This is a genomic window from Kitasatospora sp. NBC_00458 (assembly GCF_036013975.1).
Taxonomy (GTDB): Bacteria; Actinomycetota; Actinomycetes; order Streptomycetales; family Streptomycetaceae; genus Kitasatospora.
In genome coordinates, this window is sequence record NZ_CP107904.1 from 1,773,569 (window position 1) to 1,786,221 (window position 12,653).

Below are 12,653 nucleotides of genomic sequence, written 5' to 3' on the forward strand. Positions count from 1 at the left end.
CGGACGAGCCTCCGGTCGGGGCCCCGCCGGAGTCCCCGAAGCCGTACCGCCGCGCCGCCCCCACCCCACCTCCCGCGTCCGGACCCGGACGTGCCCGGACGTGCCTGGACGTGCCCGCTCGTGCCCGGACGAGCTCGCGCCACACCACCAGGCCGACCGATCGACGGACAACGCCGACCACGACACCCCGCGAGCCACGAGGCGAGACGTGAAGCGAGATGACGAACAGACAGAACCTGCCCACCGCGGCCCTGACCGGCCTGGCGCCGACGGTCTGGGGCAGCACCTACCTGGTGACCACCGAACTGCTGCCGCCGGACCGGCCGCTCCTGGCGACCACCGTGCGGGCCCTGCCCGGCGGGCTGGTCCTGCTGGCCCTCGGCCGGCGACTTCCCGCCGGACTCTGGTGGTGGCGCGCACTGGTGCTGGGCGTCCTGAACATCGGCGCCTTCAACTTCCTGCTCTTCGCCGCCGCCTACCGGCTGCCGGGCGGCGTCGCCGCCGTGATCATGTCGGCGCAGCCCGTGTTCGTGGTGGTCCTCGCCGCGCTGTTCCTCGGCGAGCGCGTCACGTCCCGGCACGCCCTCGCCTGCCTCATGGGCGCCGGGGGCGTGGCGCTGCTCGTCCTCAAGGGATCGGTCTCCCTCGACGCCGTCGGAGTCCTCGCCGCGGTCGGCGGGGCCCTGTGCATGGCCTCGGGTATCACCCTGACCAAGCGGTGGGGCCGCCCCGAGGGCGTCGGCCTGCTCACCTTCACCGGCTGGCAACTCACCGCGGGCGGCGTGGTCCTGCTGCCGTTCTGGCTGTCCGTGGAGGATCCTCCCGACGGTCTCACCGGCGCCGGGGTCCTCGGGTTCGCCTACCTCATCACCCTCGGCGCGGTCCTGAGCTACGTCGTGTGGTTCCGGGGCATCGAACGCCTGCCGGCCGTCGCGGTCTCCTTCCTCGCACTGGCCAGCCCGATCGTGGCGACGCTCCTGGGCTACCTCCTCAAGGACCAGACGCTGTCCGCCCTCCAGGTCGTCGGCATCGCCGTCGTCTTCGCGGCCGTCATGCTCGGCCAGTCCCGGCCGGCCGGGCCGCGGCCCCCGGGGAATCCCCCGACCGAGGCCCTCCCCGGAGCCCCGCCCCCCGCCGCCACCCCGCCCCTCCCTCCACCTCCACCTCCGCCGGCCCCTGCCCCTGTCCCGACGCCGAGCGCCAACCGGGCACCGCGCCCGACCACCTCCGGAGAGACGACATGACCACACGAGAAGTGACCCAGCCCGTCACACCGCAGAAGGAGGCGGGCCCGGCCGGCGGCTGGCCGGGCGTGGCCGCCATCACGGCCAGCCTCTTCGTCTTCCTCACCACCGAACTGATGCCCATCGGCCTGCTCACCCCGCTCAGCGAGAGCCTCCAGGTCTCCGTGGGCACCGCCGGCCTCATGGTCACGGCGCAGGGCGTCGCAGCCGGTATCGGCGTGCCGTTCGTCGTGGCGTGGACCCGCCGGGTCAACCGGCGCCGGCTGCTGGCCACGCTCCTCGCCGTGCTGGCCGTCGGCAACCTGATCACCTCGATCGCTCCGGCCTATCCGCTGATCCTGGTCACCCGCATGGTCATGGGCTTCGCCAGCGGCGCCTTCTGGGCCATCGGCGTCAGCATGGCGATGCGCATCGTCCCGGAGCGGCACGCCAACCGGGCCGCCGCCGTCGTGATGTCCGGCATCTCGATCGCCACCGTCGTCGGCATCCCCCTCGGCACCCTGCTCGAAAGCGCCGGCTCCTGGCGCACCACCTTCCTGATCTGGGCCGGCCTCAGCGCCGCGGTGCTCCTCGCCGTCGCCCTCACGATCCCGTCGCTGCCGTCCGCGAACGCGGTCTCCGTGCGCGAGGTCTTCGGACTGCCCGTCAGGAACGTGCCGCTGCGCCTGGTCCTGGTGATGGTCGTGTTCTTCGTCCTCGGCCACTTCGGCGCCTACACCTTCGTCCGCCCCTACCTGGAGGACAGCACCTCCGCCACCGTCGGCTTCGTCACCCTCGTCCTCGTCGTCTTCGGCGTCGGCGGCGCGATCGGCAACTTCGTCGGCGGCCGGACCGTCGAGCGGAGCCCGCGGGGCAGCTTCGTCGGGGGCGGCCTCCTCCTGGTCGCCGCACTCGTCATGCTGCTGACCGTCGGCGCGAACGACACCGGCGTCATCGCCGCCATGGTGCTGTGGGGTATCGCCTTCGGCGTCGTCCAGCTCAGCCAGATCACCATGACGCTCGCAGCGGCACCCGAGACCTTCGAGGCCGCGATGTCGCTCAACACCATGGCCTACAACACCTGCATCGCCCTGGGCGCCCTCATCGGCGGCCTGTTCGCCGACCACACCGGCGTCGCCGGTGTCCTCCGCTTCGGCATCGTCCTGGTATCCCTCGCCGTGCTCCTCCGCGCCGCCACCGGCCGCCGGCCCGCACCGGTGGACTCCCAGGTGCCGGACACCGCGTGGTCCCTGCACCACCCTCCCGCACCCGGAGCCTGAGCGGTAGCGTGTCGGCATGACGATCAACCACATTCCGGTGACGGTTCAACAGATCGGCGCAGCTCTGGCCGCATTGGGCCGGTACGAAGGAAACAACACGGCGGCCGAGCACGCCGACTACGCCGCGCAGTTCAGCCACCCCGACATCTACCGGGTGCGGCTGATCAACGCCCTGTTGGGCTTCGTGCAGAAGGAGGCGATGCTCGCCGACGAGGTCGAGCCGGACGCCGAGAACCCGATGGCCGCGTTGGGCGAGCAGCTGAAGTCCGCCGACGCCTGGGAGCTGTCGCCGCAGGTCGACTTCATACGCTGGCAGGTCGAGCGGGCCAGCATCCCGCTGCAGCTGATCGCCTCGGACCGGAACAGCGGACCGCTGCCGGTCGCCGCCGTGTACGCCGCCGAGGCGATGCACATCCTGCTGGGAAGGTTCGACACACCCGAGGCCGCCGTCGACCTCGACGCCCTCGCCGGCCACGTCGCCGAGGTGCGCAGGGCCCGCGAACTGCTGCGGGTCGCCATCGAGAACACCGACATCCTGCTGAACGCACTCGACCCGAACGGCGAGTAGCCCCCGGGCCGCATCCATCCCGTCCCGCCGCCCGTCCCGCCACCGGGCGGCGGGACGGAGGCGCGGTACATGACGGCGTCGGCCGAACCCGGTCTCGTCGGCGATGCGGAAGGACGCGATGCCGGGGAGCGGATCCTCCTCGAAGGCCTCGCGGACCCGGCGGACGGTGTCGGCCCTGGGGAGCAGGCCGTCGTCGTCCGGCGCCACCAGCACGTCGGTGCCGCCGAGTCCGCGCAGCCGCTCGACGCCCGGAGAACCGCCTCCACTTCCAGGCGCTCTCATGACCACACATCGACACGCGCGGGACGCTACCCGCCCGCCGGTCAGGCGATGAGGTCGAAGACCGTCTCGCTCTTCATCGCGGGGCTGACACCGGCGCGCAGGTAGGAGTTCATGGAGTTCGCCTCGAACTCGGTCAGGTCGGACGGGATGACGACCTCCACGGAGAAGGAGCCTCGGGCGTCCGTCTTCGTGTCCCGCAGGTCCCGCACCTTGTGATCAGCACCGAGGGGGTCCTTGACGACGAACGCAACCCGGACGATCACGTCGGGCGGGTAGTTCTCGCCCGTCAGCACCGTCTTGGCCCCGCCCCGCCCGCTGTCGGGGGAGGCGGTGAGGACACGGACAGCGGTCGGGGTCGCACTGCTGCCGGCCACCGCGCCGGGCAGCGGGTTGACGGACGGCCTTGGGCTTGCGCCGCCGGCCGGGGCCGCAGTGACGGTGGGGCCTGCGACCGTGACGGTCGGGCCGGGCACGGTGACGGTGACGGCCGGCTGCGGCCCGGCGTCGCTGCCGACCCGGGCCTGGGTGAGGAAGCCACCCGCGAACCCGGCCCCGAGGGTGACAACGGCCACGACGGCGGTGACCACCGCGCTCCAGCCCTGAAGGTCGATCCGGCGGCGATGCACCGGCGGGCGGCGGGCGGCGGCGCCGACGGCTGCGGGGGGATCCCGGGAACGGGCGGCGGCGTGGTCGGGCGGCTGGGCGTGGACGGCGCGGTCACAGAGTCTCCCCCTCGTTCTGCGGCCCACACGGGGCCATGATCAACGGGCTCTTGGTTACCACACCACATCGCGCCGTGTCGCGAACGAGGAAAGCCCATGGCGTGGAGGAGGCGAGCACGAAGCCACCGGCTCCCTTCAACGGGCGCGTGATCGTCGGCAGGGTATCGACGGCGGCCGGTGTGCCCCCGCCGGGGTCACGGGGCGGAAGCGTCCGGATCTCGGCGCCTGCGAAGGGAATCGGCCGGACGCCGTCGAGGTGGACGGTGAGAGCCCGAACGCGGGTGTCCCGGGCTGGCCGGGGGGCTACCCCCATCCGGAATTCGTCGAGCTCGTGCCGGCCGGAGAGAGGCACCCGGACCCGGGGCGGAAATGACGGCGGGTCAGGAAGGCCGGCGAGAGGTAGGCACCGATCCGATGAGAGGCCGTGGCACCAGCCAGACCATGCGACTCGACGGAGCATCGCGCAGGGCGCACCCACCCGACCCGAGTGCCCCGCATCTGTCTCGGTCCGACACGTCGCACTCTTCGGATCTACCTTCCGAAGAGGATCGGACGGGCACGCCTGCCCGACGCGCTTTACCAGGTCAGCGCACCCTTCCCCGTGCCTTGAGGGGGATGTCGGGGAGGGTGGGGGCGTGGAGGCGGGGGCCGTCGTAGCCGTGGACTTCGCCGAAGCGGGTGCCGGTCTCCCAGTCGTTGCGGGCGTGGAGGATCTCGTCGCCGGTGCGGGCGATGAAGTTCCACCACATACCACGGCTCTGCCGTTTCGTCCCAGGTCAGGGGCTTGATCGACCATCCGGGGTCAGCGAAAGGTCAGCAAGACGCCCGGGAGTCGACACCATGGCCACCATCAACCTCGTCCGCGGCATGGGCAGCTTCTTCAAGGAGTGCGAACACCCCGAGAGCCGATGGCCGAGGTGCCCGCACGAGTACAAGATCCGCTACCGCAACGCAGCCGGACGCCAGACCGAGGAGTCCGGCTTCGCCGCCCAGGACAAAGCGAAGTCCCGCCTAGCCGAGGTCTACCAGGCCCGCAAGAACAACCCGCAGAGCCAGCACAAGGCCGCCCGCATCCAGCAGTACAGCCCGATGCAGTTCCACGAGTACGTCACCGAGTGGAAGGCCGGCCAGCGCGACCTCAGCCCCAGCTCGCTCCGCCACCTCGACTCACTGCTCGTCCACCACCTCTACCCCGCCTTCCGCAGCCGCCGGATGGGCACCTTCGACCACAAGGTCGTCGAGGCCTTCATCCAGACCATGGAGCGCAACGGCGTCGGCCTGGCCACCCAGTCCAACGCCTTCGACAAGCTCAAGTCCATCCTGCTGGACGCCCACCGGCTCGGCCTCTACGACGACAACCCCCTCGACGGCGTCAAGCCACCCCAGTACGACCCCAAGCGCGCCGTCATCCCCTCCCCCGCCCACGTCCGGGACATACGCACCGCCGGCGACGACACCTTCCGCCTCGTCGCCGACCTCATGAGCGGCTGCGGCATGCGCAACGGCGAGGCCCTGGCGGTCAACATCAACAACATCGTCGCCGACGACGTCTACCGGATCACCGAGCAGGTCAACCAGACCACCAAGACCTACGCGCCCCTCAAGCACCGCAAGGCCGGCGACTACCGCGACGTCCCCCTCGCCGCCCGCGTCCGGCACTCCATCGAGCCGTACGCCGACACCTACGGCACCATCGACGGCTACCTCCTCCGGCACCCACGCGACCTGACCAAGCCCCTGCCCAACCACTACATCGCCAACCAGTGGAAGCGGATCAAGAACGACGGCCTCGTCGAGATCCCCGACGGCATGGTCGTCTACAGCCTCCGCCACTTCTTCGCCTCGAACTGCCTCGGCCACAACCTCCCGATCACCGACGTCGCCGAGTGGATGGGCCACAAGGGCATCGACGTCACTTTCAAGATCTACCGCCACCTCATGCCCGGCTCCATCAGCCGCGCCGCCGAGCTCCTCGACCTCGGCCTCGCCGCCTGAACACGCGGAGGCCCTGTCCGCAGCGGGACAGGGCCTCCGCACGCCAGTCACGCGACCTCAACCGCCGGACAGTCGCTGCTGCTTCACCCACGCCTGAACCTCGGACACCTTGAACTGCAACTTGGCGTTCCGCCCGCACCCGAACCTGTAGGGCACAAGACCCGCACGACCAGCATCGCGGTACACCCACGCGACAGACATGTTCAGGTACTCCGCAGTCCCCTTGGCACTCATGAACTGCTGGGTCACTCGATTCTCCCTACGACAGCCGACATCTGTCATGGAGAATCTCCCGCGAAGGACCGTTTGACCGCGCCGGAATCCTGTGCAGCCCATCCCCCTCAAGCTACTGGCGTGATGGATCAGCAGCGGTCACCCCTTGACCCCCAGTCGCCCGACCATAGCCATCGTTGCACGTCAGACGGTAGAAAGCCCGCGCTGTTCGTTCACCGAAAGGCACCTCAGAGACGGTGGTGAACGACGGGTGGTCCCCGGCAAGTCCCCACCGATACCGTTTGCCCGCTGTGACCCCTCAGCCGCGCTTGGTGGGGAACCGCATGCGGACGAGTAGAACTCGGGATACTCAATCCGCAGTCGTACTCGCCGATCTCGCTGTCACGGTGCCGCACGGGGATGGATGCGGAGCGACGGCCGAGGTCGCAGAGTAGAGTGGCCGCCGGCCACGGGACGGCCGCCTCGGGCGGGATCCTGATCCCGAGCGCCGCGTCCATCCGCGTGGGGTCGCGCGGACCGCCACGATCAGGCCGGCGGCCGTCCCCAAACAGGCCGGTGAACTCCAGCGCGTCCCGGCCGAGCCTCCCGTGGCTCGGGCCGTCGTCGGGCCCGAGGTGGACGACGCGGTCACGGCGCTCTCGACGTCAACGTCTTCGGAGTGCTGAACACCCCGCGGGCCACTGTGCAAGACGCTGCGGGCCCAGCGCTCCGGGCACGTCCTCGACATCGGCTCGGTGGCCGGCTTCGCCACCGCACCGGGCACCGGCCTGTACGGGGCGTCGAAGTTCGCCGTCGAGGGCATCACCGAGGCGCTGCACGGCGAGCTGGCCCCGCTCGGCGTGCGGGTGACGGTCGTGGAGCCGGGCGGGTTCCGGAGCTACTTCCCGAACGCGTCGAGCGTGCGGTCGAGCCGGCCTCCATCCCGGTCTACCTCACCGGTGCGGGCCCGGTCCGCGAGGCGCTCGCCGAGTTCGACGGCCAGCAGCCGGGCGGTTCGGCGAAGGCGGCCAAGGCCATCGTCGACGTCATAGAGGCCGCCGACCCGCCGCTACGCCTGCAGCTCGGCGCGGACGCCGTCGACCAGGTGGAGGCCGAGCTCGCCCTGGTCCAGGGCGAGCTCGACACCTGGCAGCACGTCTCCCTCTCCACGGCCGTATGAGCGGCCGGGGCGGGCGGGGCGGGCGGGCTTCCTACTTGAACCAGTACTGGACGCCGTCGTGCTTCGAGCACGTCCCGCTCGGGGTCTTGGAGGTCGACGGGGTTCCGTCCTTGCACACCGCCATCTGGTCGGGGACCGTCGGTGTCTGGCCGTGGTCCCAGCCGCAGAGGCCGACGGTGTGGTGGGCGCAGGTCCCGCCGGGGGCCGGGGCCGCCGCCGCGGGCTCGGAGCTGGGTGCGGCAGTCGGCGCGGGGGCCGCCTTCGTGGGCGTCGGCAGCGGCGGGGCGGGCGGGGCGGGCGCGGCCGCCGGGGGTGTCGTCGGGCTCGGCGCCGCCGTGGTCGGGGCGGCAGCAGCACCCGGGCAGGGTTCGGCGTCCTTGACGACCCCGAGGGTGACCTTCGTGGTCACCGGCGCGGCGGTGCCCGAGGCCGGGGTCTGCTGGCAGACCTTCCAGTTCGCGTCGACGATCTGGGTCCGCTTGTGGTCTCCCCCGGCGACGTCGGTCGACTCGACGCTCTTGAACCCGGCCTGCTTCGCCGCCGTCTTGGCCTTGTCGAGCTGGAGCCCCACCAGCTCCGGCACCGACGTCCCGCTCGGCGCCGCCGCCGCGACCGAATTCGCCCCCGCGGACGGCGCGGACGTCGACGCCGGCTCACACGCCGCCACGAACAACGCCAGCGCGGCCAGTCCCGCGTACCCGATCGCCGCCGGCCGGAACGCCCATCGCGCGGCTGTTCCGGCTATCCCACTACCCACGTTCCCATACCGCCTTCAAACTCGATGAAGAAGGCATGAAGCTATGCCCCGGGATCTCCACACAGCAAGCGGTTCCGGCAAACTCGTGCCGACGGTTCCACGACCGCCGAGCGGACCGCGCAGTCGGAACCGCCAGCTCAACAGCGTCGGTCCCTCAGGGAGCCTCGTCGGATCGACGGACGCCGCGCGGTAGGCGCTTCGACCGATCTGGATGACGCGGGCCGCCGGGAAGGTGGTCAAGGTGGTCCGCTTCGAGGTGACGATCAGCTGGAAGCCCTGGTCGGCAAGTCCCGAGAGTGTGTCGAACACCGCGCGTTCCGTAGTGGGATGCAGGAGTACGAAGGGCTCCTCGATCAAGACGATCCGGTTCGGCGCACTGTCCGACTCGGCCAGGGAGCACAGATTCGCCTGCCAGTTCTCGAGCCCGAAGGCTCGGCTGTCAAGCACCCGGATGTCTCGGTGGCTGAGGTAGTCCCGGCTCGCCAAGCTCGGCTGACCGATGGGGCGAGCAGAGTGCAACGAGTTCATGACAGGCCCGCTGTTCCCCATACACGTTGCAAGCCCTCCAGGGCTGATCACAAAACCGCTGGCCTGGGTGCCGTCCGCGTACAGGACGTAGTTGCGAGCCCTCCTAAGGCCTGTCTGACAAATGATCACCTGGCTGGTTCACGGAGCCAGAGGATCAGTGAGGCCAGGACGACTCCAGCGCGGTAGCGTTCGGCGAGCTTCTCGAAGCGAGTGGAGATCGCGCGGAACTGCTTCAGGCGGGCGAAGCACCGTTCGACCACGTTCCGGTCGCGGTAGAGGACCCGGTCGAAGACGGGCGGCCGACCGCCGAGGGCTCCGCGCCGTCGGCGGTTGTCCGCCTGGTCGCGGCGCTCGGGGATCGTGACGGCGATGCCCCGGCGCCGCAGCATGAGGCGGATCGCCCGGCTGGAATAGGCCTTGTCGCCCAGCACACGGTCCGGTGTCGTGCTCGGGCGGCCCGCAACGGCGCGCGGGACACGGATCCCGTCGAGGACCTGACCGAACGCGGTGGCGTCGTTGACGTTGCCGGGCGTGAGCACGATCGAGAGCGGCAGGCCGCGGCCGTCGACGGCCAGGTGGACCTTGGTGGTCAGTCCGCCTCGGGAGCGGCCGAGGGCCTGGCGCGTCTGCGAGCGGCCCGGATCTTCCAGTTCGTCCCCGTCTGTGGCCCCCTTTTACGGGCGCCGGCCGCGTGCTGGTGGGCCCGGTTGATCGTGGAGTCGACGGCGACCGTCCACTCCACCCGGCCCACCGCGTCGTCGCGGACCTGGACATGTTCCAGCAGCCTCGCCCAGGTTCCGTCCGTCTCCCAGCGCGAAAAGCGCTCGTAGACGGTCTGCCAGGGCCCGTAGCCCTCAGGCAGGTCACGCCACGGAGCCCCGGTCCGCAGCCGCCACAACACGCCGTTGACCACCTGGCGGTGATCACGCCACGGGCGACCACGCCCATCCACCTGCGGCAACAAGGGCTCTATCCGCGCCCACGCCGCGTCCGTCAACTCGCCTCGACCTGCCACAAGATCAATTATCAGACACGCCTTAGGCGATGACGGCGGCCAGCACTCCGGCCGGGCGCCGGCGGGCGAGCGCGGGCGAGAACTGTGTGATGGTCAAGTTCGTCTTCGGCGCCGCAGGCGGGACAGTCGGTGGCGGACCGCATGGGCGAGCCGCGTGGCGCGCTTCGGCTTGCGCCGATGGCGCCGATGGCGCCGTACGGCGGCGACCGGCGGCGACCGGCGGCGTACGGTTGTCGGCCGTCGCGGGAGCAGGCGGCTGGTCGGTGGCGACCTCGGGTTCCGGGTCGGTCTCCACGGCACTGGTGTCGTTCGACAGGTGCTCCCAGGCGAGGCCGTTCAGCCGGGCGATGCACGGGGCGCACGCGAACATCGGGGCGCTGACCGAGGCGACCGTGACCGGACCGATCCACAGCACGGCGACCAGGTCACGGCCGTAGTAGAGCCAGCACCGGCCTGTTTCCCAGGGGTTCCCGTCGTCGGTTGCCGGTGGCTTCGGACGCTCCGCTCGGGCGAAGGAGGCGATTGCGGCGAGCTCGGGTTCCAGCACCGGCGTCACGCTGTCCTCCTCTCCTGGCCGTTTCCGTCGGTGTCGTTGTGGCCGGGGCGGGCCTCGGCCTGCCGATGTCCCGCATTGCTGCCGGATCCGCTCGTCGGGGCCTGGCGGCGGGCCGTCCGGGCTCGCGCGGCCGGCGCCGGGGCGTTCCGGCGAAGGCCCGGGCTGTTGGACAACAGCGTCACCGGGACCGTGATCACCATGCCGGGGTCGATGAAGTGCAGGCCGAAGAACCGGTCGCTCTCGGGGTCGTCGGCCTCGTTGGAGCCGGCGTACGTGCGCGAGGGCGTGATTGCCGACGGACTGTCGAACGCTGCAGAGGCCGATACCTATCTCCTGGTCATCGGGCCGTCCGTTCAGCATGGGGCACGGGTCGGTGGGTGGCGGCGCCGATGCGGCTGATGACGGCGGTAGCCAGGGCAAGAGCGGCTCCGATGCGGTCGTCGAGGTCGGTCGGCAGGCTGCGCATCCCCAGGCCTGCGGTGGCCATGGAGGCGGCGAGCTGCTTCCGGTGAGCGCCGGGGAGATCGACGGCACGGGGATGAGCGAGCAGGTCGCGCGCGCTGTACCCCTCGGGGACTGCGAGTGCCCGCTCGACGGCGTGTCGGAAGAGCCGCTGCCCCTGTCCGGGGACACCGGCCGCCGCGGCGAGGTCGGCGACCGTCAGGGCCAGACGGGTGTCGAAGAGCGGCGTTCCGTCGCTGGGCCCGACGGCCCGGTGGGCACTGAGCATCGCCTCGGTCTGCTCGGGGCAGGGCCGCCCGGCGAGGAGCGAGCAGGCCACGGCCAGCGCGGCGGCGACGGCGGTCTCCCACGGCTCTTCTGTGGGGCTGTCGGCGAGCAGGCTCTGTGCCAGTTCGGGATGGCCGTCGGCGGCCATGGCGATGACGGCGATCTGGCGGCCGTCGAACATACGGCGGGCGATGTCTCCGGCCTGCTTCAGGTGGAGGTAGGAGTCGACCCACCGGCCGGCCCCTGTGAGGGCGCGGGCGCCGTCGTAGAGGAGGACGTTGTCCAGCCACTCGATGACCTCACCCCGGTCTGTCCCCGGGGCGGTCAGGCCGCGGAGGGTCACCGGCGTCCCGTCGAGAACGGCACCGTGGTCGGTGGCGACGGCATGGGCCAGCTGCTCAAGGAGGGTAAAGGCGGCGTTGCCGTCGGCCTCCCGGATGTTCAGCAGGGCGAGGTTGACCAGGGGTTCCAGGGCCAGGCAGGCCGATGCCGGCGGCAGCGGGCGGGCGGCGAGATGGAGGTTGGCGTGGTTGTGGCACAGGGCTCGGGTGAGGTCGGGCAGGCCGCGGTCGGCGGCGAGGAGCGCGGTGAGGTTGTGAACGCCTGCGGCGTCGACGAGGTTGCTGTGGGCGTCGGCCGATGCGGCGAGTTCGGTGAGCCGGGCGACCCGGGTCTCCAGCGGCAGGGCGAGGGCGCGTTTGCGCGGGACGAGGGGGAAGCGGCGGAGCACGTCGGCGAGCAGGACGGCCGTCATGAGGGTTCCTGGGTGGGTTCGAGGGCAGTGGCGGTGGCGGCGTGGGCCAGCAGCGCCTGGTGGTCGTGGGTGAGACCGAGCCGGTTGGAGTGGAACAGCTGGTGGTGGGCGAGGACCGCTCGCAGACCGCGCCGGAGCCGGCCGCTGTCGGCGAGGGTCCTCAGGTCCCGGCCGCATGCGGTGAAGGCGGCGAACCAGGGTGCGGCGAAGGCGAGCTGCCCGGTCGTGAGGAGCGCGGAGGTGGGGCTGGTGTCGGCCTGGAGCAGCACGGCGACGGTCTGGTGGAGTCGGCGCCCGCCGTCGGTTTCCGGCGCGGTCGGGCGGTGCCGCGCGATCTTGGCCCAGGTGTCGCCGATCTCGTACCAGTCCAGGTCCGCGCCGCGCATCATCGCGGTGCCGAGCAACAGGGACAGCTCGCGGCGTTGGTCGTCCACCTCGGAAGCGTGGACAGCGCGCAGGTAGGCGAGGGTGTGGTGGCTGTCGAGGTGGAACAGCCGGTGTGCGGCCTCCATGGCATCGTCGCCGCCGAAGGCGATCGTCTCGGGCTCGTAGATCACCGGGGTCCAGCGGGTGAGTGCGCCGGTGGTGCGGAAGTCCTCCATGACTGTGTCGACGGCGGCCGTGGCGGCGTCGGTGCTGTCGGCGGTGGCCGGCTGGTAGCGCAGCCGCCATCGGTCGCCCTTGCGTACGAAGTGCCATCCGGCGATCGCGCCCGTGCGCGTGAGCGCCGTGAGTCCGGGTCCGAGGTGTTGGGCGGCGAGCCTTTCGGTGGCGGCGGGTTTGGTCAGGTGGAGGTGGACTTGGAGCAGCGGGGGCGGGGACTTCTTGACGTCGCTCATCGCGGGGTTCTC

The 12,653-nt window shown here is 71.2% G+C and carries 12 protein-coding genes and 2 pseudogenes; 5 read left to right on the top strand and 9 right to left on the bottom strand.

Annotated elements, in window-relative coordinates:
- The first annotated feature begins 218 nt into the window (after window positions 1-218).
- Genes OG550_RS06325 through OG550_RS06335 form a run of 3 tightly spaced genes read left to right on the top strand, consistent with a single transcriptional unit; the run spans window position 219 to window position 3,071 of the window.
- Window positions 219-1,244: an EamA family transporter gene (locus OG550_RS06325; protein ID WP_327675438.1), complete on the top strand. Its 1,026-nt coding sequence runs from the start codon at window positions 219-221 to the stop codon at window positions 1,242-1,244.
- Window positions 1,241-2,503, top strand: a complete 1,263-nt coding sequence (locus OG550_RS06330; RefSeq protein ID WP_327675440.1) for an MFS transporter — start codon at window positions 1,241-1,243, stop codon at window positions 2,501-2,503. The genes OG550_RS06325 and OG550_RS06330 overlap by 4 nt, the downstream gene beginning before the upstream one ends.
- Before the next feature lie 16 nt (window positions 2,504-2,519).
- On the top strand, window positions 2,520-3,071 hold the full coding sequence (locus OG550_RS06335) for a DUF6245 family protein (RefSeq protein ID WP_327675442.1): 552 nt from the start codon (window positions 2,520-2,522) through the stop codon (window positions 3,069-3,071).
- Between the two features lie 323 nt (window positions 3,072-3,394).
- Here OG550_RS06335 and OG550_RS06345 read toward each other — a convergent pair whose 3' ends face one another.
- Entirely contained in the window at window positions 3,395-4,102 is a 708-nt protein-coding gene (locus OG550_RS06345; RefSeq protein ID WP_327675444.1) for a hypothetical protein, read from the bottom strand.
- Between the two features lie 557 nt (window positions 4,103-4,659).
- Window positions 4,660-4,824: pseudogene (locus OG550_RS06350) on the bottom strand (pirin family protein); the annotation flags it as partial.
- 91 nt (window positions 4,825-4,915) lie between these two features.
- Here OG550_RS06350 and OG550_RS06355 point away from each other — a divergent pair.
- Window positions 4,916-6,070, top strand: a complete 1,155-nt coding sequence (locus tag OG550_RS06355) for a tyrosine-type recombinase/integrase (RefSeq protein ID WP_327675447.1) — start codon at window positions 4,916-4,918, stop codon at window positions 6,068-6,070.
- Window positions 6,071-6,127: 57 nt separating this feature from the next.
- On the opposite strand, the gene OG550_RS06360 is transcribed toward OG550_RS06355, so the two are convergent.
- The gene (locus OG550_RS06360) at window positions 6,128-6,319 is read right to left on the bottom strand and encodes a helix-turn-helix transcriptional regulator (protein WP_327675449.1); all 192 of its coding nucleotides are present in this window, start codon (window positions 6,317-6,319) and stop codon (window positions 6,128-6,130) included.
- Between the two features lie 643 nt (window positions 6,320-6,962).
- On the opposite strand from OG550_RS06360, the gene OG550_RS06365 reads away from it, so the two are divergent.
- The gene (locus OG550_RS06365) at window positions 6,963-7,463 is read left to right on the top strand and encodes a hypothetical protein (RefSeq protein WP_327675451.1); all 501 of its coding nucleotides are present in this window, start codon (window positions 6,963-6,965) and stop codon (window positions 7,461-7,463) included.
- Between the two features lie 31 nt (window positions 7,464-7,494).
- On the opposite strand, the gene OG550_RS06370 is transcribed toward OG550_RS06365, so the two are convergent.
- The 6 genes and pseudogenes from OG550_RS06370 to OG550_RS06395 form a co-directional block, all read right to left on the bottom strand.
- Entirely contained in the window at window positions 7,495-8,220 is a 726-nt protein-coding gene (locus tag OG550_RS06370) for a PASTA domain-containing protein (RefSeq protein WP_327675452.1), read from the bottom strand.
- 15 nt (window positions 8,221-8,235) lie between these two features.
- Window positions 8,236-8,748: a hypothetical protein gene (locus OG550_RS06375; protein ID WP_327675454.1), complete on the bottom strand. Its 513-nt coding sequence runs from the start codon at window positions 8,746-8,748 to the stop codon at window positions 8,236-8,238.
- A 103-nt stretch (window positions 8,749-8,851) separates the two neighbouring features.
- A pseudogene (locus OG550_RS06380) lies at window positions 8,852-9,763 on the bottom strand (IS5 family transposase).
- Between the two features lie 22 nt (window positions 9,764-9,785).
- Window positions 9,786-10,319, bottom strand: a complete 534-nt coding sequence (locus OG550_RS06385; RefSeq protein WP_327675458.1) for a hypothetical protein — start codon at window positions 10,317-10,319, stop codon at window positions 9,786-9,788.
- A gap of 337 nt (window positions 10,320-10,656) precedes the next feature.
- On the bottom strand, window positions 10,657-11,802 hold the full coding sequence (locus tag OG550_RS06390) for a hypothetical protein (RefSeq protein WP_327675460.1): 1,146 nt from the start codon (window positions 11,800-11,802) through the stop codon (window positions 10,657-10,659).
- The gene (locus OG550_RS06395) at window positions 11,799-12,641 is read right to left on the bottom strand and encodes a thiopeptide-type bacteriocin biosynthesis protein (RefSeq protein WP_327675462.1); all 843 of its coding nucleotides are present in this window, start codon (window positions 12,639-12,641) and stop codon (window positions 11,799-11,801) included. The genes OG550_RS06390 and OG550_RS06395 overlap by 4 nt, the downstream gene beginning before the upstream one ends.
- Window positions 12,642-12,653 lie beyond the last annotated feature (12 nt).